Origin of the sequence: Chryseobacterium sp. WG14 (assembly GCF_024586945.1) — a bacterium.
In the GTDB taxonomy this organism is placed as follows: domain Bacteria; phylum Bacteroidota; class Bacteroidia; order Flavobacteriales; family Weeksellaceae; genus Chryseobacterium.
This window is the reverse complement of record NZ_JALCZD010000003.1, coordinates 407,270-428,444: the sequence shown is the minus strand read 5'-3', so window position 1 is coordinate 428,444 and position 21,175 is coordinate 407,270. Positions and strand designations below refer to the sequence as shown.

The 21,175-nt window shown below is 37.9% G+C and carries 17 protein-coding genes and 1 riboswitch; of the genes, 10 read left to right on the top strand and 7 right to left on the bottom strand.

Annotated features, from left to right (window positions below; all coding sequences use genetic code 11):
* Positions 1-3 precede the first annotated feature (3 nt).
* From cobA to MP478_RS07960, 6 genes are all read left to right on the top strand, one after another.
* The gene (gene cobA, locus MP478_RS07985; RefSeq protein ID WP_257200126.1) at positions 4-849 is read left to right on the top strand and encodes a uroporphyrinogen-III C-methyltransferase; all 846 of its coding nucleotides are present in this window, start codon (positions 4-6) and stop codon (positions 847-849) included.
* On the top strand, positions 839-2,551 hold the full coding sequence (locus MP478_RS07980; protein ID WP_257200125.1) for a sulfite reductase flavoprotein subunit alpha: 1,713 nt from the start codon (positions 839-841) through the stop codon (positions 2,549-2,551). Before cobA ends, MP478_RS07980 begins: the two co-directional genes overlap by 11 nt.
* A gap of 33 nt (positions 2,552-2,584) precedes the next feature.
* Positions 2,585-4,258, top strand: a complete 1,674-nt coding sequence (cysI, locus tag MP478_RS07975; RefSeq protein ID WP_257200124.1) for an assimilatory sulfite reductase (NADPH) hemoprotein subunit — start codon at positions 2,585-2,587, stop codon at positions 4,256-4,258.
* Positions 4,259-4,880: 622 nt separating this feature from the next.
* Positions 4,881-7,757, top strand: coding sequence for a TonB-dependent receptor domain-containing protein (locus MP478_RS07970; RefSeq protein WP_257200123.1), 2,877 nt, complete (start codon positions 4,881-4,883; stop codon positions 7,755-7,757).
* A gap of 5 nt (positions 7,758-7,762) precedes the next feature.
* Positions 7,763-9,280: a TSUP family transporter gene (locus tag MP478_RS07965; protein ID WP_257200122.1), complete on the top strand. Its 1,518-nt coding sequence runs from the start codon at positions 7,763-7,765 to the stop codon at positions 9,278-9,280.
* Positions 9,281-9,635: 355 nt separating this feature from the next.
* A complete protein-coding gene (locus MP478_RS07960; RefSeq protein ID WP_257200121.1) occupies positions 9,636-10,427 on the top strand; it encodes a hypothetical protein in 792 nt (263 codons plus the stop codon).
* Positions 10,428-10,606: 179 nt separating this feature from the next.
* Here the strand turns inward: MP478_RS07960 and MP478_RS07955 are convergent, their stop codons facing one another.
* The 4 genes from MP478_RS07955 to MP478_RS07940 form a co-directional block, all read right to left on the bottom strand.
* Positions 10,607-11,515, bottom strand: a complete 909-nt coding sequence (locus tag MP478_RS07955) for an AraC family transcriptional regulator (protein ID WP_257200120.1) — start codon at positions 11,513-11,515, stop codon at positions 10,607-10,609.
* 168 nt (positions 11,516-11,683) lie between these two features.
* Positions 11,684-12,619, bottom strand: a complete 936-nt coding sequence (locus MP478_RS07950; RefSeq protein WP_257200119.1) for an NAD-dependent epimerase/dehydratase family protein — start codon at positions 12,617-12,619, stop codon at positions 11,684-11,686.
* Between the two features lie 189 nt (positions 12,620-12,808).
* Positions 12,809-13,195 carry a DoxX family protein gene (locus MP478_RS07945; protein ID WP_257200118.1) on the bottom strand — a complete coding sequence of 129 codons (387 nt, stop codon included), beginning with the start codon at positions 13,193-13,195 and terminating at the stop codon, positions 12,809-12,811.
* 67 nt (positions 13,196-13,262) lie between these two features.
* Positions 13,263-14,246 carry a polysaccharide deacetylase family protein gene (locus MP478_RS07940; protein ID WP_257200117.1) on the bottom strand — a complete coding sequence of 328 codons (984 nt, stop codon included), beginning with the start codon at positions 14,244-14,246 and terminating at the stop codon, positions 13,263-13,265.
* An 89-nt stretch (positions 14,247-14,335) separates the two neighbouring features.
* Between MP478_RS07940 and MP478_RS07935 the strand changes: the two genes are divergently transcribed.
* Entirely contained in the window at positions 14,336-15,184 is an 849-nt protein-coding gene (locus tag MP478_RS07935; RefSeq protein ID WP_257200116.1) for an AraC family transcriptional regulator, read from the top strand.
* A 65-nt stretch (positions 15,185-15,249) separates the two neighbouring features.
* Here the strand turns inward: MP478_RS07935 and MP478_RS07930 are convergent, their stop codons facing one another.
* On the bottom strand, positions 15,250-15,747 hold the full coding sequence (locus tag MP478_RS07930) for a hypothetical protein (RefSeq protein ID WP_230039070.1): 498 nt from the start codon (positions 15,745-15,747) through the stop codon (positions 15,250-15,252).
* A 157-nt stretch (positions 15,748-15,904) separates the two neighbouring features.
* Between MP478_RS07930 and MP478_RS07925 the strand changes: the two genes are divergently transcribed.
* Together MP478_RS07925 and MP478_RS07920 are read left to right on the top strand one after the other, a co-directional pair.
* On the top strand, positions 15,905-16,408 hold the full coding sequence (locus tag MP478_RS07925; RefSeq protein ID WP_230039068.1) for an N-acetyltransferase: 504 nt from the start codon (positions 15,905-15,907) through the stop codon (positions 16,406-16,408).
* Between the two features lie 271 nt (positions 16,409-16,679).
* Positions 16,680-17,168, top strand: a complete 489-nt coding sequence (locus MP478_RS07920; protein WP_230039066.1) for a hypothetical protein — start codon at positions 16,680-16,682, stop codon at positions 17,166-17,168.
* Positions 17,169-17,317: 149 nt separating this feature from the next.
* On the opposite strand, the gene MP478_RS07915 is transcribed toward MP478_RS07920, so the two are convergent.
* A complete protein-coding gene (locus tag MP478_RS07915; RefSeq protein ID WP_257188794.1) occupies positions 17,318-17,779 on the bottom strand; it encodes an Lrp/AsnC family transcriptional regulator in 462 nt (153 codons plus the stop codon).
* Positions 17,780-17,978: 199 nt separating this feature from the next.
* Positions 17,979-18,163, top strand: a riboswitch (cobalamin riboswitch).
* Between the two features lie 175 nt (positions 18,164-18,338).
* Between MP478_RS07915 and metE the strand changes: the two genes are divergently transcribed.
* Positions 18,339-20,639 carry a 5-methyltetrahydropteroyltriglutamate--homocysteine S-methyltransferase gene (gene metE, locus MP478_RS07910; RefSeq protein WP_257200115.1) on the top strand — a complete coding sequence of 767 codons (2,301 nt, stop codon included), beginning with the start codon at positions 18,339-18,341 and terminating at the stop codon, positions 20,637-20,639.
* A 58-nt stretch (positions 20,640-20,697) separates the two neighbouring features.
* Here metE and MP478_RS07905 read toward each other — a convergent pair whose 3' ends face one another.
* The gene (locus MP478_RS07905; protein WP_257188796.1) at positions 20,698-21,087 is read right to left on the bottom strand and encodes a Fur family transcriptional regulator; all 390 of its coding nucleotides are present in this window, start codon (positions 21,085-21,087) and stop codon (positions 20,698-20,700) included.
* Between the last annotated feature and the right edge of the window lie 88 nt (positions 21,088-21,175).

Below are 21,175 nucleotides of genomic sequence, written 5' to 3'. Positions count from 1 at the left end.
TCAATGAAAACACTTATAAAATCACCAAAGGTTTACCTTATCGGTGCAGGGCCCGGCAACCCTGAACTGATCACCATAAAAGCCGTAAAAGCCATTGCCAAGGCAGATGTCATTTTATGTGACCGTCTTGTAAGTCCTGAGATCCTGGAAACTTACGTCAATGGAAATACAGAAATCATCTATGTGGGTAAAGAATGCAGTAAAAATGCATCTACTCCTCAGGCTCATATCAACAGCCTGATGGTTGATTATGCCCTTCAGAATAAAACCGTTGTAAGGCTTAAAGGAGGAGATGTATCCCTATTTTCCAATATCCTGGACGAGCTTCAGATTTTAAAACAACACCATATTCCTTATGAGATTATCCCTGGAATTACAGCAGCTTTAGGAGCAGCAGCATTTGCAGGGATGCCTCTGACAGCAAGGGGATATTCAACATCTGTCCGGTTTCTGACCTATTATAAATCTGAAATTCTTACTGAGGAATATTGGAAAGAATTAGCTGCTACCAATGATACCCTTGTCTTTTATATGTCTAAAGGAAACCTTACAGATCTTGTGGAGAAGCTGAAACAGCTTGAGATTTCCAAGGACAAAAAAATAGCGGTTGTCGAACAGGCTACTACACCTTATCAAAAAGTGTATACCTCTTCATTTGATGATTTTAATGAGACTTTTGGAGATAAAAACTTTGCTTCACCTTCATTGGTGATCATTGGTAAAATAGTACATCTGCATGAAGAATTTTCATGGATGGAAAATGCAGAACAGGAAGGTTTATATTTTAAATCGGTGGAGAACGGAAGTCTTATATCAAAAACTCAAAATTTCTTTGAATATGCTGTCTGAAACTAAATTAAATGTATTAAAACAAATATCCGGTGAATTCTCCAGAGATGAAGCCATCTGGGCAAGTGGCTATTTAGCAGGTATTGCAGGCGGAACTTCACTCACAGCTGTATTACCACCTTTACAAACTGAGGATATCCATCAAAATACAGTAAAAAAGATAACCTTAGCATATGGTACGGAAACCGGAAACAGTAAAAAACTGGCTACAGGTTTGGCGGGAATTATCAAGAAAAAGGGAATTCAGGTTAAACTGGCAGACCTTTCCCAGTATAAGCCAAAAGATCTGGATAAAGAAGAGTTTTTCTTTGTTATCATCAGTACACAGGGAGAAGGAGAACCTCCTCTTCTTGCGAAGAAATTTTACGATTATATCCATGAGAATGAAGTCAATCTCACCGGTCTGAAGTTTGGAATTTTAGCACTAGGGGACAGCAGCTATCCTCAGTTTTGCAAGACTGGTGAAGATATAGATTACCGTTTTGAAATATTGGGAGCACAACGTATTATTCCGTTGAAAAGATGTGATATAGACTATGAACAGGAAGCCACCCATTGGATAGAACAGGTATTTGAAACAGTCAGTAAGACTTCTGATACGACACCAAAAAACAGTGCTGTTCCTAAAGTATCAGCGGGAAGAAAGAAATACAAGGGAACGGTTTCCTCCCTAATCAATCTGAATGATATTACTTCTGAAAAAGAAACCTATCACATTGAAATAGAAACAGATGAACCTCTCTTGTATCAGCCGGGGGCAGCACTGGGCATTATCCCTTTCAATTCAAAATCTGTCGTGGATGAGATCATTAATCTCACAGGAATTGATCCTAAAAAGAAAATTGAAACAGCAAAAGTAACGGACAGCGCAGAAGAACTGCTACATAAACATCTTAATATCAGTTATTTATTAAAAAATGTAGTCAGCCAATATGCAAAGATCACAGGACATTCTATTCCGGAAGTACGTTTAAGTCTTCTTGATCTCTTGAGAATTTATCCTGTAAAAACAGCTGAAGAATTTGAAGAAGTCATTCAGGTATTAACAGGTCAGGCACCCCGTCTGTATTCTATATCTTCTTCTCTGGAGGCTCATGGTGAAAATGAAATTCATATCACTGTTGCCAAATCGGAGTTCTTTGTTGACCATGAGAAACACAGTGGTTTGTGCAGTGGCTTTCTTAGCGGGTTCAGTGAAGGAGAGACCGTAGAGTTTTACATTCAGGATGCAGGACATTTCAGATTACCTGAAGCCGATAAAGATATTATTATGATTGGTCCCGGAACCGGTATCGCTCCTTTCAGATCATTCCTTTGGGAGCGGGATGCTTTAGGAGCAGAGGGGAAAAACTGGCTCTTTTTTGGAGACCGGAATTTTGTATCAGACTTCATCTATCAGTCTGAAATTCAGGATTTCCTGAAAACTGGCAGTCTTACTCATTTAGACCTTGCTTTCTCCCGGGATACCGCTGAAAAAATCTATGTACAGCATAAATTGGAACAAAAAGCCCAGGAAGTTTTCTACTGGCTTGAAGGAGGCGCCTCGGTCTACGTATGCGGTGCTAAAGAACCTATGAGCCGTGATGTGGAAGAAACCCTCCTCAATATCATTCAGCGTCAGGGAAAACGAAATAAAGAGGAAGCTATTCATTATCTGGAAGACATGGAGCTGAGTGGCAGATATGCTAAAGATGTCTATTAACCCTACAAAAGTACCGTAACATAAAAAACAATTATGAGCAATAAAGATAACCTTTCACCGGTAGAAAGAATTAAAACCGGAAGTAACGGCCTCAGGGGAACATTAAAGGAAAGCCTTTCCGATGATTTCACAGGAGCCATCAGAGAAGATGATCAGACCCTGATCAAGTTTCATGGGATGTATCAGCAGGACGATAGAGACAGAAGGGAAGAGAGGGTTTCCAAAAAGCTGGAATGGCTGTATTCTTATATGATAAGATTAAGGCTTCCCGGAGGATTTTTAACCTCGGATCAATGGATAGGCTTGAATGCAACAGCTGAAGATCATTCTACAGGAACTATAAAAATCACCACAAGACAGACCATTCAGCTGCATGGTATTTTAAAATCACATTTAAAACCAACCATTCAGAGTTTCAATCTGCAGCATCTTGATTCTATTGCAGCCTGTGGAGACGTCAACAGAAATGTAACCTGTACAGCCAATCCTTCTGAATCTCCATTGCACCGGGAGGCTTATGAACTGGCTGGCAAGATCAGTGAAATGTGTCTTCCGAAGACTCAGTCTTATTATGATATCTGGATTGATGATGAGCTTATTGTAGATCGAAAAGCTGAAGAAGATCCGCTGTATCAGGACAGGTATCTTCCCAGAAAACTGAAAATAGGAATTGCTGTTCCTCCGAATAATGATGTGGATGTATTCATCAATGATATAGCCTTGATTGCCATTATTGAGAACAATGAAATCGTTGGATATAATATTGCGGCCGGAGGTGGATTGGGTGCTACTCATGGAAATGAAGCTACCTATGCCCGTCTTGCATCCGTTCTTGGATTTGTAGATACTGGAGAAAAGGTTTTAAAAGCTGTTTATGAAATCATCACGGTACAGCGGGATTTTGGAAACAGAAGTGACAGAAAACTGTCCAGATTAAAATATACAATCGACAAACTTGGAATTGACCAGTACAGGACTGAGGTAGAAAAAAGAACAGGCTTTAGTTTTGAACCGGCAAGAACATTTAAGTTTGAACAGAGAAAAGACCGCTACGGATGGATACAGAACCATGAAGGGAAATGGTTCTATACTTTATTTGTAGAACATGGCCGCGTTTTAGATACCCAGGAATATCCTTTAAAGTCAGGATTATTAAAAATAGCCCAAACCGGGAAACTTAATTTCCGTTTCAGCTGTAACCAAAACCTTATTCTTGCTGACATCAATGAAGAGGATAAAACCGAAATTGAAAACCTTCTTAAAGAATATGGGATTTCAGATGATACCGATCAGGCAAGTGCCCTTCGTAAAAATTCTGTTGCCTGTGTGGCATTAAACACCTGTTCTCTTGCCTTAGCCGAAGCTCAGCGCTATCTGCCTTCTTTAGTCACAAAAATAGAGCCTATCCTTGAAAAATACGGTCTTTTACAGGAAGATATTACCATCCGTATGACGGGATGCCCCAATGGCTGTGGAAGATCTCCCAATGCGGAAATCGGATTTGTAGGGACTGCTTATGGTAAATATAATCTTCATATCGGAGGAGATAGATTGGGAATGCGCCTTAATACAAAATTTAAAGAGAATATTGGCGAAGAAGAGATTCTTGCGACACTGGATGAGCTTTTTGGAAGATATGTACAGGACAGACATACGGAAGAAACATTTGGTGATTTTTCATACCGTTACTTACAAACTTTAGATTGAGATAACAGGTGTTTAAACTTTTTATTCTAAACCACAAAAGTCACAAAAGTTTTTATTTTAAACACTTTAGTTCACTTAAGTCGGTTTAAAATGATGCAGTATAAAAAGTTCACAGAAGCAGAAAATCTTTGATTTTCAGAAAACTGAAGTGTACTTACTATCCACAAAGCTTTTAACTTAAAAAATAACTAAAGTGTTGAAACTTTGTTCCTTTTGTGGTTAAAATACGTCCCTACATTAAAAAACTAAAATTGAAAATATGACTAGCCTTTTTTATGACCGGAAAAAAATAAACCAGCACTATCTTCTTTTAGGCGAACGAATGTGTATCTGTTGTTGATTCTCAGATAACAATACCAATCAGGCTGTTTAACTTTTATAATGTAGTAAAACCACCCCGTCAAACCTTTGGTTTGCCACCCCTCCGGAGGAGGGGAATATACCGTACTTAAATTGAAATACTTAGGAAAATCAGAGATTTTCAAAAAACTTAATGTACTTCTTATACACGAAGATTTTCACTTGAAAAAAACTAAAGTGTTTAAGGTTTTGTGGTAGAAAATATGGTGTTTTATTAAAAAAGTTCAGACAGCTTCATTCTCAACCTAAAAAATGAAGAAAAATGAAAAACAAAAAAGAAGGAGCCTTTCTGCCAAAAGCAGGCATTATTGCATTTACATTTCTATTTTTTAACCTGGCGGAAGCACAGCAGCAACTTATTGAATTAACAGGGAGCATCAGGAATACAGGTACCCGTAAAGGTCTTGACTCAGTAAAAGTACAGATTGAAAATACAGAAGATACAGCATTAACGGACCCACTTGGTCATTTTAAGATAAGAACCAGAGTTACCATTCCATTCAGATTGGTGATTAATAAAGAGGGGTTTTCGAACCAAACGGTTGAAGTTCTTTCATCTACCAACAAAATAACCATAGGACTCAATCCTCAAAATACCATTATTGACGCGGTTGTTATTTCAGCATCAAGAGCTCCCGAAAAAATTTTGAGATCACCGGTTGCCATTGAGAAAATTGATATCAAAACGATCCGGGAAAGTCCTGCTGCTTCCTTTTATGAAACGCTGGAAAACGTGAAAGGGCTTCAATTGCTGACTTCAAGTCTCACCCTGAAGATCCCTAATTCCAGGGGCTTCAATTCACCTAATAATTTTCGGTTTATGCAGCTGGTGGATGGGGTAGATGTACAGTCTGCAACGCTGGGAGTACCATTGGGAAATGCAATAGGGCCTACCGAACTGGATATTCAGTCTATGGAAGTGACTCCGGGAGCGGCTTCTGCACTGTATGGGATGAATGCCATCAACGGATTGGCAAGCCTCCAGACAAAAGATCCTTTTACCTCTCAGGGAGTAAGTGTTTATTTCCGGGGTGGGGTCAATCATGTGGACAATGTCAGTCATAAAATATCTTCTCTGGGAGAAAGTGCCATTCGGTTTGCAAAAGTTTTCAATAAAAACTGGGCTGTTAAAGTGAATGCTTCTTATTTCAGCGGAGTAGATTGGATTTCAGATCATCATACGGACCAAAATCCCAATTCACTGATCACCGCCAATCCTAACTTTTCTTTAGCAAATAATCCTGCTGAAGATCTCTGGAATAAATACGGTGACGAAAGGAATAACAGAGTAGCTGTAAAGGTTGATTATAACGGAAAACCTACTACTTTCAATGTTTCAAGAACAGGATACCTGGAAAAAGACCTGGTAAATCCTGATGTGAAAAATATAAAATTTGATGCAGGGCTGTATTACCGTTTTGGAGATCAGTGGAGAGCTTCCTATGTTTACCGGTACGGATTACTAGATGGGACATTTCAAAGGGGAAATAAAATCAGGCTACAGAATGCTACCGTTCAAAACCATAAAATAGAACTTACAGGCAAAGAATTGACTTTCAGGGCCTATGTCTCCATTGAAAATACCGGAGATTCCTATAATCTGAAACCCTTAGCCGATAACATGGATCTCACCAACCTTTCGAATACCAACTGGAAAAATATATTTCAAACAAGCCTTCAGAATAATCTCAATGCGGGGCAAAGTCTCAATAATGCTTTTATTCTGGCCCGTCTGGAAGCCGATAAAAATAGAGCAGTCCCGGGAACTACAGCTTTTGAACAGTTAAAAAATACCATTATCGGAATTAATAACTGGGATTCTGCCAATGCCGGAATTGCAGGAGCACCAGCAACTGGTGGCGCTAAGCTGGAGCAAAAATCGCGTTTTTATCAGGGCGAGCTTACCTATGATCTTACCCGCTTTGTAAAAATATTTAATCTTCTTGCCGGTATAGATTACCGTTTATACAGCATCACTCCGGACGGAAATAACTTCGTAGACTTCAACAGACCTGTGAGTGAGAGAAATATTCCTTTGGCCAACGGTACATTCGGGAAAGATGTTATCTATCAGAAGTATGGCCTATTTGCACAGATTACCAAACTTTTCTTTGATAATAAGTTAAAACTGAATGCAGCATTACGGGTTGACAGAAACCCGGAATTTGAATCCAAGCTTAACCCGAGAATAAGTATCGTCTATTCTCCTGTTACCCAACATAACTTCAGGGCTTCCTTTCAAAACGGATACCGTTTTCCTTCACTTTTTGAGGCTCTTTCCTTTGTCAACAACGGAAATGTACGAAGAGTGGGAGGCCTTTCCAAAGTAAATGAAGGATTAGGTTATCTGGAAAACTCTTACACACTCGCTTCTATTGACAGATTTACTTCTGCTGTAAATGCGGATGTAGACGGAGGAAAAAGTCAAAGTCAGGCAGCACAGGACCGTCAACAGCTTTTAACGGTCGCTAATCTGCAAAAACTACAACCTGAAAAGATCAATTCATTTGAAGTAGGCTATAAATCTGTATTTTTCAATAATAAACTTGTACTGGACTGGGATTTTTATTACAATATCTACGAAGGGTTCCTCGGCCAGGTAGAAGTTGCCGTTCCTAAAAACAGCCAGGTAGGAAGCAATACGGCAGTGCTTGCCATGCTGGACCGTAGCAAACAGGACCGATACAGGGTCTATACAAACAGTAACACGACCTACAAAAGCTATGGAACTTCTTTAGGAGTCCGGTATAATGTTATTAAAAATTATAACATCAACACCAATATCTCTTATAATGATCTTGCTTCCAACAACAATTCGGATCTATTTATTACGGCATTCAATACTCCGAAATGGATGGTTAATATAAGTGTGGGCAACAGGGAAATTATTAAGAATATTGGATTTACGGTGGTCGCAAGGTGGCAAAACAGCTTTATGTGGGAAAGTCCTTTAGCTTCAGGAGAAATACCGGCTTATTATACCATAGATGCCCAGGCAACATGGAAACTTCCTGAGATCCATGCGAATATAAAAGTAGGGGCCACCAATCTGCTTAACCGCCGTTATTTTCAGTACGCCGCCGGACCTGAAATCGGAGGGTTATACTATCTCGCTTTCACCTATGATTTAAAACTTTAATTAAGATGAATAACTCACTATATCCCATATTCTTAAAGCTTGAAAACTTATCATTACTAATCATTGGTGGTGGCAAGGTTTCTCTTGAAAAATTAGAATCAGTACTTGGAAACTCACCTGAAACCTCCATACAACTGGTGGCTAAAGACATCATTCCGGAAGTTAGGGTTTTACAAAACCAATACCCTAATATAACTTTGCATGAAAGACCTTACAACGAGAATGATTTTAAGAATATTGATCTGGCCATTGTAGCAGTAAATGATATTGCACTGGCAGCACAGATCAAAGAACAGGCCCATCAGAATAACGTATTGGTCAATATTGCAGATAAACCGGATTTGTGTGATTTTTATTTAGGATCTATTGTGAAAAAAGGAAGCCTTAAAATTGCCATTTCAACCAACGGAAAATCACCAACCATAGCCAAGAGGTTAAGAGAAACATTTACAGAAACCATTCCTGATGAAATGGAGCATATACTTGATAATATGCACAATATACGAAACCAGTTAAAGGGAGACTTTAATTACAAAGTAAAAGAGCTCAATAAAATAACTACCCAGTATTTATCTAAAGGAACGGCCTCTCCGGCAACATCAAATATAGAAATTGAAAAGTTGATCAATATTACCAAAATAGCCCAGAGAAAGGCAAATATTTATCTGGTGATTATCGGCGTTTTGCTGCTGTTTGGAATATTTGGGCTTGTTGTTTATCAGTTCAATCTTTCCGGTGATATTCAGAATTTCCTGAGTAAAGATGGTCATATTTTTTACTGGATGCTTTTTGCAGGTTTTATGGCAGAAATAGTTGCCGGATCTATGGGAATGGGATATGGTGTGATATGTACTACTATATTGCTTTTGCTCAATGTTCCGCCACCCGTAGTGAGCGCAAGTATCCATTCTGCAGAATCATTTACCACTGCAGCCGGAGGATTCAGCCATTACAAATTAGGAAATGTCAATAAGAAAATGGTGTGGGTATTGTTCCCGTTAGCCATCGTAGGTTCCATTATCGGAGCATTAACCCTATCTCATTATGGTGAACACTATGCCCACATCGTGAAGCCTATTATCGCTTGTTATACGTTATATCTGGGAGTCAATATCCTGAAAAATGCCTTTAAGAACAAAAAAACAGGCCGCATCAGAACAAAACGGAGAACGAATCTCAGAGTATTGGGACTGGTGGGTGGTTTTATAGACTCTTTTGCAGGCGGTGGCTGGGGGCCTTTGGTTACCGGAACATTAATAAAAGAAGGAAGAATTCCAAGGTATGTGGTAGGCAGCTCAACCGTTGCTAAATTCCTGTTAACGGTCACCAGTGCCATCACTTTTATTTTCACCATTGGGATTCATCATTGGAATATTGTGCTGGGGCTTCTGTTGGGAGGCGTTTTTACGGCTCCGTTTTCAGCGATGCTTACCTCGAAATTACCCACTAATAAAATGTTTGCTGTAGTAGGCGTAGTTGTTATTGTCATGAGTCTTATCACCATCATAAAATCATTATTATAATACAGGCATAAAAAAAGCTCCTTTGGGAGCTTTTTCGGTTGAAATAAGATTCATAACGGGAGCTTATTTTTTATCAATTCCCAATCCGGTACATCCCTGAAACAGGAAAAGGGACAGGAACAGTAAATACAGGGTCTGTGGAAGATAGAGAAAATAGCTTAGCCATGTAAAAGGATCCATTTCATAAATTCCGGTCTCTGCCTTAATGGAGATAGGCTCTTTAGGAATTGTATTCAGATCATGGGTGAATAATGCAATAAGTAATGAATAAAAATAGCTGAAATTGACTAATTAAATTCGCATTCTATTCAATAGCTTTGTAAAAAATAATTATTCAATAATAAAGAAGTAGAAAATGATGAAAAACAAATTATTCTTAACCATATTATCCTTCTCAACATATATGTTATCAGCGCAGGAAGCAGATAATTCTTTACAAGGTTATTATAAGGCAAGTAATGATAAAACACTTTACAATAGTTTTAATTTCGATGGCAATGGAAAAGTATTGATAGCTGATATGGATTATGGGGATTATTTTACAAGAAATGACAGCCTGATCATTTATCCGGATAAAAGTATCTTCATTTTCAAGATCAAAAAAGGAAAACTTACAGGAATCTCAGATTGGATTGAAAAAGGAGTTTGGATTCCCAAAAAAGACGGCTCAGAAATCAATAACAGACGTCATCCGGCAGATGCCCAAAAGAAAGCCCAGCTGTTAGCCGAATATTATGACAAAACAAAAAGTTCCACAGGGTCAGATCTTGATTTTGAAGCATTAGCCTCCGGTAAAACCTCAAAAATAAATGAAGACCTGTGTAATAAAGGCTTAGCAAAGGCTTGTATGAATCTTTTTGGGTTAAAAATGCTGCAATATACTCCTGGTCTTCTCACAGACCCTGTAAACATTGCGTCAAAAAAAATAAAACCTCATCCTGAACTACTCTCACTATCAAAGAAAATTATAGATCTTGGAGAACCTGAAGGATATACCGTATTGGGAACTTATTATTTTACATTGGGATTAAGAGAAAAAGCCTTTAAAACCTGGGAAGAAGGAGAAAAAAAAGGAAGTTTAAAATCCGGTACCACAAAAGCTTTAATTGAATTTCAGGAAGAATTGGATAAAGAAAAAAAGGACTAAGGGCACATCCCGTCATAATTTAAAAGTATAAAAGATGGAGTAGTACAGGGAATGATACAGCCCGGTCAATTATATTTACAAGAACTACAGACTCGTGGAAGTAACTGCTCCTTCAAAGGCCAAATAAGTAATATACTCATAGGACTTAAGAGTAAGTGTTTCTTTTTATAAAGCTATTTTTAGTTAAACGTCTGCCTGAATTCCAGCGGTGAAACTGCCGTCCTGTTTTTAAATAAACGGTGAAAAGACTGTGGATGCTCAAATCCTAAATAATAAGCAATCTCAGACACGGTCATCGCTGTTGTAGACAGTAATTCCTTTGCTCTGTCAATCAGCCTGTTCTGAATGTGCTGCTGCGTAGTTTGGCCTGTATGAACTCTAAGCATATCACTTAAATAATTGGGACTGATATTCATTTCTGAGGCAATAAACTGTACAGTAGGGATTCCATCCATAATTAATCTGTCGTTTTTAAAATAATCATTCAGTAACCCTTCAAGCTGAATCAAAAGATCATGATTCATTTTCTTTCTGGTCAGAAACTGGCGGTTGTAAAAACGGTCACAGTATTTCAGCAGCAAATCAATATTGGAGACTAATAAATCCTGAGTGAAAACATCCATATTATTTTCGGTTTCCCTGCGGATGTTATCAATGATATCCGTAACAGACTTTTCTTCTCTTTCAGAAAGATGTAAAGCCTCATGGGCAGCATATGAAAAATAGCCATATTCCTTTACCGTGGATGCTACAGGATATCCCTGTAAAAAATCAGGATGAACAAGCAATACACTGCCCTTGACTTCGGAAAGTAAAATATCTTCAAACTGTACCACCTGATGGGGAGCAATAAAATACATGATACCATCCTGAAAATCATAATATTGCTGGCCATATTTAAATTTTCCTGCACAATCATTCTTAATGGCCACAACATAGAAATCTGTAGTTACAGCACTGCGAAGACTCTTAGGATCAGCAGAAACTTCAGTAAAGTCAAAAACACTGATCAAAGGATGGGAAGGTCTTCCCAGCTTTAAATAAAGATGCAGTGTCGTAATGGAGGTTATTTTTTCAGGTGCTTTCATTGGCTTTCTGCTTTTACCACTTTAAATGTATTGATAATTGAATGAAAAAGGTACAAAATTTTATTTTTGGAGATCTTCCCACCTAAGTGCTAAAATCTTTTGTGACTTTTACTGCATCGAATTTTCGAGTTGTGGTTTAAAATAGGGTGATTTATTCTAAGAATATATTTACTTTGCTGCCAGCTGTTCTTTTCGGATTTGCTCAATTCCCTGTCTGTAGGTCGTTACCTGAAAATCGGGAAACCTTTTTCTAAATTTAGAATCATCGAACAGATTATCATACCCATATCTTGGAAGCAGTTCCAGCAGTTCCTTTGCATTTTTATTGAAAAGGGCACCTATTCTGAAAGCTATTTTAGGAATGACAGAATACCGGAATTCTTTCCCATATACCTGAGAAACCAGTGTCATAAATTGTTTATAGGTCAGTTTATGATCATCTACAGGCAGGTGCCAGGTCTGACCGAAAGCATCGGGCGTATTTCCTATTAAAGCAGTAGCACTGCTGGCATCTGGGGTCCAGATCAGGCTTCGAAGTTGGTCATCCCTCAATGGAACTTTCAGTTTCTTATCTTCTTTAATGGCATTGAAAATAAGACTGTTGGTAATACTTTGTGTCTTTCCAGGTCCATAAAACTCAGGCGCTCTGCAGATCACCGCTTCTATAGTTCCGGCTGCCATTTCCTTTAGAAGCATGTCGGTCATCTCTTTTCTTACCATTCCTTTTCTTCCTACAGGGGCAAAAGCAGTCTGTTCCGTCAGGACCTTGTTATTTTGAGGGTACATATAGGTATTATCAAAAAATACCAACTTCGTTCCATTGATAATACAGGCATCTATTACATTTCTTAGAATCATTGAAAACTGTTTCTCCCATAAATCCGTATCCATAGGAAGTCCCAGTGTAAAATAAGCAATTTCACTTCCTTTTACCGCTTCTATTGCTTTATTTCTGTCTGTGAGGTCTGCAGAGAATACAGTATCGGTATCATTTACTTTAACGGCTTTTCTGCTGACGATTCTGATATCGGAGGTATAGTTCCGTTTCAGTTCCTTTGCCAGTTCCTGCCCAATCTTCCCATTGGCTCCTAATATTGTTTGCATACTATTTTATTTTCAGAGTTTCTTATTAAAACTGATCATCAGTAAAATACCATTGATAACCATCTTTATTTCTGATACAAAATTCGGGCATCATCGGAAAAAATAGGTATCCCAATCATCGGAATTTGTAACACAATCTCTGAAAGACGGCTGAAGGTGAGAAAACTTTTCTCACCTTCAGCCATGGTATCACTTCCTGTCCAATGCAAGACTATTATCCTCTATTCTGCTGATCAGGATATAAAATAATCCGGCATAGATCATTTGAATTCCCATGGCCTCCCAGTTTTCAACTGTACTGCACCCGAAAAGCAGCATCACAATGAGTGATGCTCCACTCATCGTGACAATACGGGTTTTGAAACCTATCATAAGCAGCAGACCAATTGTAAACTCGAGAAAGGGTAGTGCTGTACTAAAAGCATGTACCAATACCTGTGGCAGCCAGCTTTTTTCAAAACCCGTTGTCATTCCGCCTGCAAAATCCTGTAATTTGGTGAGCCTCACAAGCCCGTGTCCAAAAAAATTGATTCCCATTGATATACGAAGGAAAAAGTATCCGGTTCTTTTATTCATTGTTGTTATTTTTATGTGTTATATTATTTTTGAGGATCTGAAAGGGAAGTATACAGTACATGCTCTCTTACTTATTATACTTCTCTTCACTGTTATCCACAGGAGTCCTGGGATCATTCATCACCATTTTGGCAATATCATCTTTTCTCATAAAAACAACCCCCTGTTTTTTCTGAGTGTATTTGATAAACTCTTCCATGGCATGAATCATAGCAGGCGTTCCGCCAATCCGGTCATGAAAGCTTATGCTCATCATTCTCCTTTTAGAAGCTCCTTCCTCATAGAGACGGTTAAACTCAAATTTCAGCTGAGCCAGAAACTGATCAGGGCTCCAGTGTTTGCCTTCAATGTTCACAATATCGTTATTCCGGATAGTATAAGGTATTACCATGAAATTTTTCCCTTTAACTTTAGTAATGAAAGGCTCATCATGGCTTACATCATCTATATGGTACAAAAATCCGAGTTCCTGTAGTACTTTCAATGTATTCGGACTTCTCCTCAGCCAGTTGCTGTTATAGCCTACCGCTATTTTTCCGGTTATTCTTTCAACAACGTCTACACCTTCTTTCACAAAATACAATTCATCAGTAAAGCTTTTATTCCACTGATTATCCCAGGTAAAACCATGGGCAGCTACTTCATGGCCTCCATTTGCAATGGCTTTGGCAACCTCCGGATATTTTTCGGCAGCAGTTCCCACCATATGGGATGTTACTTTAATATTATATTTTTTCCAAAGATCCAGCATACGGTAAATGCCTTCATTGGCCCCATAACGGTACCAGCTTTCCGCAGGAAGATCCGGCTGGCCCGTTGGAAGGGGAGTCCCGCTAAAAGGGCTTTCAGCACCTTCAGGCTGTCCACCGGTTTCAAACTGCATAGAGACGGAAATAACCAGTTGAGCACCATTGGGCCAATATCTTTTTCCTTTGACTTGTGTTTCCTTTGGGTTACTATTTTCCCCTTGGGTCCTGTCGTCATTACTGAAGCAGGAAACCAGGAATACGGTAGAGAAAAGCAACGATGCTGATTGTCTTATATAGTTCATTTCGAATATTTTTGTTCTGCAAAATTGCTTAGTATTCAATCATTATATATTGTAAAAATTAATGGTAAATTTGTAAAAATCCATTCTTTATGAAACGCATTGTTAATTTCAATTCCTTTAATGTTTTCAGTATTGAAAAAGAAATATGGGATGTTGAGTATCATAATCATAACTTCTATGAATTGATTATCATTGAGAAAGGAAAAGGATTCCACCACCTGAACGGTATTGTATTTCCTTATAAAAAAGGCGATGTCTTTCTGCTCAGACCCAGTGACGGACATGAGTTTTCTATAAAAAGTAAAACAAGGTTTATCTATATAAAATTTACAGAGCAATATATATGGGAAAACCTGTTGATGAATAAAAAGAATGAATTAAAAAAGGTCATTCAGCTTCTTATGGAAGATCGGTCTTTTGTCTATGAATCGGCCATCAACGATAAAGCTGACAGAGCTCACCTGTTACAGCTTGCCCACATTCTACTCTATGAATTCAGTCATCAAAGCAGATATAATAAAGAGATTCTAACAGATATCTTCTCAGCCATTATAACGGTTCTGATTAGAAATACCATGGAAACCACCACCCATAAAAAATGGATTTTTCAGCATGTAGGCAGGATTGAAAAGATCCTGTACTATATCAATGTCAATGTACTGGATACAGATAAAATGAAAATTGAGAACCTGGCTAAAGAATTTCTGCTTTCTCCCAACTATATCAGTATTTATGTGAAAAAGCAAACCGGGTTTTCAATACAGCAGCACATCATTCAATACAAAATAAAAACAGCAGAGAAGCTTCTCCTGCAAAGCCATTACAATATTAATGAAATTGCTGATAAACTGGGTTTTAATGATACCAGCCATTTTAATAAAATATTCAAAGCCTATCAACAGAAGTCTCCGTCTGAGTTTAGAAAAGAAAATAAATAGTCTTGAAAATACTTAAATTAAGTATAAACTGTATTAAAATCAGGATATTGCAGGTGATGTTTAGTTTATCGCTTATTTTTTATTCCAATCACTTTTAAAGCATCAGGTGTCAAATAAATATCATCAAAAACAGTAAGAGATTCCACATCATTGAAACCCAGAGGAATCATATCATTTTTATTAAAAGATAATTCTATGGAAGGATCATATGATGCTACGATTCTCACCTTTGAGTAGCCGTTATAATCCACTTTAAAACCTTCAAACATACATTTTTGTTCTGCTTGCTGATACTCTGCATACTCTTCAAATCCCACCACATCCGTTCTTTTTCCATCATTATGCTCCAGGGACTTCCAGGAAGCATAATTTTTGGGCTCCTTCAGTACATTTCCTTGCTTATCTACAGGAACAAACATTCCAAGATAGAGTGGTTTTCTTAGAAAATTAGCATAATTATTCATCAAATTTAAAATTTGAAGATCGGCATACCCTTCATTAGAATAGTATTCAATTACGAAGGTTGTCATCGGAATCAGCTTGAGAGAAGCATCAGTCGGCATAATGTGTGTTTTCTTTATCGGACGATAAAAATAGTATTTTTATTTTCTTTTCCCAACGGAAGTCTGCAATAGAATGGAATTTATACCCATTCTGAATAACAATAATAAATATACATCTGTTTATTTTTTGGTATTTTTGAAGAACAATAACGTAATAATGATAGTGAACACCTTTCTACAGGATATTAATGAAGTTTTTGCTCTTTATAAAATGGCTTCTGATTTCAAGAAAACAGTATCCGGGGTACAATGGCCGGAATTTGACAGAAGCATGATAGAAACAGAAATTAAAGAAAACCGCCATTGGAAAATTATAGTAGACGGACAGATTGCCTGTGTCTGGAGCATCACATTTAATGATCCTCAGGTTTGGGAAGAAAGAAATGCAGATCCTGCCGTTTATATTCACAGGATTGCTACCCATCCAAATTTCAGAGGACAGAAATTTGTGGAACAGATTGTTGAATGGTCGGCACAATTCGCAAAGGAAAGTGGGAAAAAATATGTAAGAATGGATACCACAGCAGGAAACCAAAGACTGGCTGATTATTATATACAATGCGGATTTACCCAATTAGGCGCTAAAAAAATAGCTGATACCGAAGGGCTTCCTGCCCATTATCATGATGCGACTATGGTACTTTTTCAGTTGGAAGCTTAATATTTTATTTACAGACAGGTTTAACATCGTTTAATAAGGTAACTAAGTTCCTCAATGGGGACCAGAAGGGCAGAATTTCAGACTATATTCTTTTTTTAAACAGAGCTTTTACACTTTTATGTTGCTTTCAGAATTATTTAGTGTGTACTTACATTCTTATTAAAATTCTTGAAAATCCACTTTAAATTCGAATAAATTCCTTCAAAACAACAGTTCATTAGCATTAAATTTAAAAGAGCTATCTTTACAATAACCAAACAAAATTATTAATATGTCATTTGTAACCCCAGAAGGAGCAAGGAAAGCTCAGCTGTCTGTAACAGAAAGAGCACCCGTTGCTCATGCCGTTCTGTCAGGCGCAGAAAATATCTCAAAGTATAATACCGGCGTATGTCATGATGTAGTAGCTTATGCTTTATACATGCGAGGTGCCCGGATAAGCCCGAATCAGCTTGCTGAATCAGCAGGACAAAAATGGCTGACTGTATTCAGATATCCGGAAGGAGAAAAGTGGGATGGATACGCTCCCATTCCGGCAGGAAAAGCAATCGGCTTCTACAGACTTATCGACAAAACATGGTTTCATTCAGCAATTACTACAGGAAATGGTAACGAAATCCGATCTGTAAACGGATTCTCATTAGGATCAGCATGGTCTGTTCCCGTAGATATGGACTGGGTTTTCTTAGGTAAAAGAAATTCAGACGGAACCTTTAATTATGACGGCACTAAAATAGAAGTGTACATTTCACCTTTATAAGGAGCCTAATAAGACAGAAGCAATTTTTAATAAACTGTTTCTGTCTTATTTTTATTTCTTTTTCTTCTGAAATAACAGGAATTCACCCATCGATTCCTTTATTTTCTCCAAATACCCGTTACCAGCTAAAACGATTGTACTCAAAAATATCAGATTGTTAATCCATGGGTATTTTTTACTTCTGCCATTACAAACGTACTGTGCGTACTTCCGATAGAATCTACAGAACCCAGTGTGTTGAATACAAAATCCTGATAATGTTTCATATCCCGGACCTGAACTTTCAGCAGGAAATCAAAATCTCCGGAAATATTATAACATTCTGCCACTTCTTCTATTTCCAGAATTTCATTAACGAAATCATAGCCTACAGAACGGTCATGAATTTTCAGCTTGATCTGGCAGAAAACGGTAAAACCCCGGTTAAGCTTATCCGGATCAAGAACCGCAGCATATTTTTTCACATAGCCTTCCTGTTCCAGACGTTTCACCCTTTCAAAAACAGGAGAAGGGGAAAGATTAATTTCTTTGGCAAGCTCCTTAACGGTAAGTTTTGCATTTTTCTGAAGCAGTCTCAGCAGCTGTATATCTTTGGTATCAAGATGTTCCACAGGATATTATTCTTTTTAGTATTAATTTTATTCAAAATTACAGAATTATATTCTTTTAAAATAAAATTATACAGATTTATTTACTTTATTTAAAACTATTTATTATTCGTTTATTCTGTATTTGTAAATTTACACAAAATTAAAATCTTCTATTAGCACAGATAGAAAATGTAATTGATAAGAATAGTTCTTTACAGATACTTCATCAAACAGGAGAGGTTTTACGTAAGGTAAATTAATAGGGAATCGTGTGCAAATCACGAGCTGTCGCGCAACTGTAAGTAACATACCAAAGGGTTCTGTCCTTGTGATCCACTGCCTAAGCGGGAAGGACGACAGAAACTGTTACAAGTCAGGAGACCTGCCTTTACTGAATTGACAATGCTTTCGCGGTCTGAAGCTTTGGGTCATACAGATGATATACTTTTTAGTACGTTTTTCCAAGAGTAAAACGGAACTGTCAGGTATGCATTATTTCCCCAAAAAATCTTACCGGCAAAAGCATTACGAAGCATTCAAAGAGCTTTTAAAAATAAGTTTAATTAAAAGTTTAAAAAAAATGCAAACGCACATTCTTGGCTATCCGCGAATTGGTAGCAAAAGAGAACTCAAAAAAGCCTGCGAGCAATATTGGTCAGGCAAAATCCTTTTGGAAGAACTTCTTACTACAGGAAGGAATATCTGCAATCACAATTGGAATATTCAGAAGGAGGCAGGGATAGACCTTATTCCATGTAATGATTTTTCCTATTATGATCAGGTACTGGATATGAGCTTAATTGTAGGTGCTATTCCGGTACGTTATCATGAAGTAGCCCTTAAAAAAAATAATTCAGAGCTGGATCTGTACTTTGCGATGGCCAGAGGATACCAGAAAGACGGGCTGGATATCACGGCCATGGAAATGACCAAATGGTTTGATACCAATTATCATTATATTGTTCCTGAATTTTATAAAAATCAGCAGTTTACACTGACTTCCGACAAAATATTCAACGAGTTTGCAGGAGCTAAACAAGCAGGAATTAATTCCAAGCCGGTACTCATCGGACTTGTTTCTTATCTTCTTTTAGGAAAGGAAAAAGAAGAGGGATTTGATAAACTGGATCTTGCCAAAAACCTTCTTCCGGTATACACTGAAATCTTAACAAAACTTCAGGATCAGGGTGCTCAATGGATTCAGTTTGATGAGCCGTTTTTAACTTTAGATGTAACAGAGAAAGCAAAAGAAACCTACCAGTACGTTTACCGGGAACTTAGAAAACAATTCCCACTGCTAAAATTCATCGTTGCGACCTATTTCAATGGATTGAAAGACAATGCATCTCTTGCTGTGTCACTTCCTGCAGACGTTCTGCATATAGACCTGGTGAGAAATCCTGAGCAGCTGGCAGATATTTTACATACTGTTCCTGAAAACTTAAGCCTGTCATTAGGAGTGGTAGACGGAAGAAATATCTGGAAAAATGATTATGAAAAATCTTTGGCTTTCATTAAAAAAGCTATTGAAAAACTCGGTACAGAAAGAATTTTTGTGGCTCCGTCATGTTCATTGCTTCATTCACCTTGTGATCTGGATTTTGAAACGGCCCTTCAGCCTGAAATCAAAAACTGGCTGTCTTTTGCAAAACAAAAAGTGAAAGAAGTCGTAAGTCTTAAAGCTCTTGCTTCAGGAACTGAGGACGAAAGTATCCTTGCAGATTTTGAAGACAATAAAAAGGCTGTGGCCGGCAGAAAAACATCTTCTCTTATCCATAATGATAAAGTGAAACAAAGAGTAGCTGCCATTACTGAAGAAGATGCTCAGCGAAAGAACTCATTTAGAATCCGTAAAGAAAGGCAGCAGGAATCATTACAGCTTCCGCTATTCCCAACCACAACCATAGGCTCATTCCCGCAAACTACAGAAGTAAGAAGCTGGAGAGCCCAGTTTAAGAAAGGAGATCTTAGTGCAGAACAATACGATGCTTTATTAAAAGAGGAAACTCAGAGAACCATTCGCTGGCAGGAAGAAATAGGAATTGATGTGCTTGTTCACGGAGAATTTGAACGTAATGACATGGTTGAATACTTCGGGGAAAAGCTTGAAGGATTTATTTTCACTAAAAACGGCTGGGTACAGAGCTATGGAAGCCGCTGCGTAAAACCACCGGTTATTTTCGGGGATATCTCCCGCCCTGATCCAATGACTATATACTGGTCTCAATATGCACAATCCCAAACCAATAAATGGGTAAAAGGAATGCTGACCGGTCCTGTTACTATCTTGCAATGGTCATTTGTACGGGATGATCAGCCCCGTTCAGAAACCTGTAAGCAGATTGCTTTGGCCATCCGTGATGAAGTAGTGGATCTTGAAAAAGCAGGAATCCGAATCATCCAGATTGATGAACCTGCTATAAGAGAAGGTCTTCCATTGAGAAAAGCAGAATGGCAAAACTACCTGAAATGGGCCGTAGAAGCCTTCAGAATCTCAGCAAGTGGAGTAGAAGATGCTACCCAGATCCATACCCATATGTGCTATTCTGAATTTAATGATATTATTAAAAATATTGCCGATATGGATGCAGATGTCATTACAATAGAATGTTCGAGATCCCAAATGGAACTTTTAAATGCTTTTGCAGACTTTAAATATCCAAACGAAATAGGTCCCGGAGTTTATGATATCCACTCTCCAAGAGTACCTTCTAAAGAAGAAATGATTGAACTTTTAAGAAAAGCTCAAAATGTAATTCCAGCCACCCAGTTATGGGTAAACCCTGACTGTGGCCTCAAAACAAGGCATTGGGAAGAAACTGAAAAAGCTTTAATTGCAATGGTAGCCGCTGCTAAAGAAGCTTCAGCAGCCTATGCATAATCATTGCTTGTTCCAATATCATCATGAAAAAGCATCTCCAGGGATGCTTTTTCCTTGTTTAAGCATGCGCACATCTCGGACAGATTCCGCTGATGATAAAGTTATACTCCTGAGCTATAAAATTCTCGGGTAAACTAATTTCGGGTATCGCATTTTCAATACAGGTAACAGAATGGCATTCTTTACAATTGAAATGAACGTGATTATGAAAATGTTGTTCGTGAGTACATTTCCCGCTACACTTTGCAAAATTAACGACCCCATCAATATTGACTATCTTGTGAATAGCACCTTCGTTTTCAAGCCTTTCCAAAACTCTGTAAATGGTAACCCTGTTACACAAGTCTCCTAATTTCTTCTGAATATCAGAATGGGTAAGAGCCACCTCAGAATCGTTGATAAGGTTCAGAATCTCAGTTTTGGCATGGGTATTTCTAACTTGTCTCATATTTTTAATGCAACAAAGTTGCGTTATTTAAAATTTTGTATTTACTTTGCAACAAAGTTACAATAACAAATTTAAATCAATCCTTTTT

Coding starts and splice junctions, on each gene's coding strand:
- MP478_RS07960 (WP_257200121.1), top strand. CDS start 9,636: ATGATGAAAAACAAATTATTCTTAACCATATTATCCTTCTCAACATAT.
- MP478_RS07970 (WP_257200123.1), top strand. CDS start 4,881: ATGAAAAACAAAAAAGAAGGAGCCTTTCTGCCAAAAGCAGGCATTATT.
- MP478_RS07980 (WP_257200125.1), top strand. CDS start 839: ATGCTGTCTGAAACTAAATTAAATGTATTAAAACAAATATCCGGTGAA.
- cysI (WP_257200124.1), top strand. CDS start 2,585: ATGAGCAATAAAGATAACCTTTCACCGGTAGAAAGAATTAAAACCGGA.
- metE (WP_257200115.1), top strand. CDS start 18,339: ATGCAAACGCACATTCTTGGCTATCCGCGAATTGGTAGCAAAAGAGAA.
- cobA (WP_257200126.1), top strand. CDS start 4: ATGAAAACACTTATAAAATCACCAAAGGTTTACCTTATCGGTGCAGGG.
- MP478_RS07950 (WP_257200119.1), bottom strand. CDS start 12,619: ATGCAAACAATATTAGGAGCCAATGGGAAGATTGGGCAGGAACTGGCA.
- MP478_RS07940 (WP_257200117.1), bottom strand. CDS start 14,246: ATGAACTATATAAGACAATCAGCATCGTTGCTTTTCTCTACCGTATTC.
- MP478_RS07965 (WP_257200122.1), top strand. CDS start 7,763: ATGAATAACTCACTATATCCCATATTCTTAAAGCTTGAAAACTTATCA.
- MP478_RS07905 (WP_257188796.1), bottom strand. CDS start 21,087: ATGAGACAAGTTAGAAATACCCATGCCAAAACTGAGATTCTGAACCTT.
- MP478_RS07930 (WP_230039070.1), bottom strand. CDS start 15,747: ATGCCGACTGATGCTTCTCTCAAGCTGATTCCGATGACAACCTTCGTA.
- MP478_RS07955 (WP_257200120.1), bottom strand. CDS start 11,515: ATGAAAGCACCTGAAAAAATAACCTCCATTACGACACTGCATCTTTAT.
- MP478_RS07935 (WP_257200116.1), top strand. CDS start 14,336: ATGAAACGCATTGTTAATTTCAATTCCTTTAATGTTTTCAGTATTGAA.
- MP478_RS07945 (WP_257200118.1), bottom strand. CDS start 13,195: ATGAATAAAAGAACCGGATACTTTTTCCTTCGTATATCAATGGGAATC.
- MP478_RS07925 (WP_230039068.1), top strand. CDS start 15,905: ATGATAGTGAACACCTTTCTACAGGATATTAATGAAGTTTTTGCTCTT.
- MP478_RS07920 (WP_230039066.1), top strand. CDS start 16,680: ATGTCATTTGTAACCCCAGAAGGAGCAAGGAAAGCTCAGCTGTCTGTA.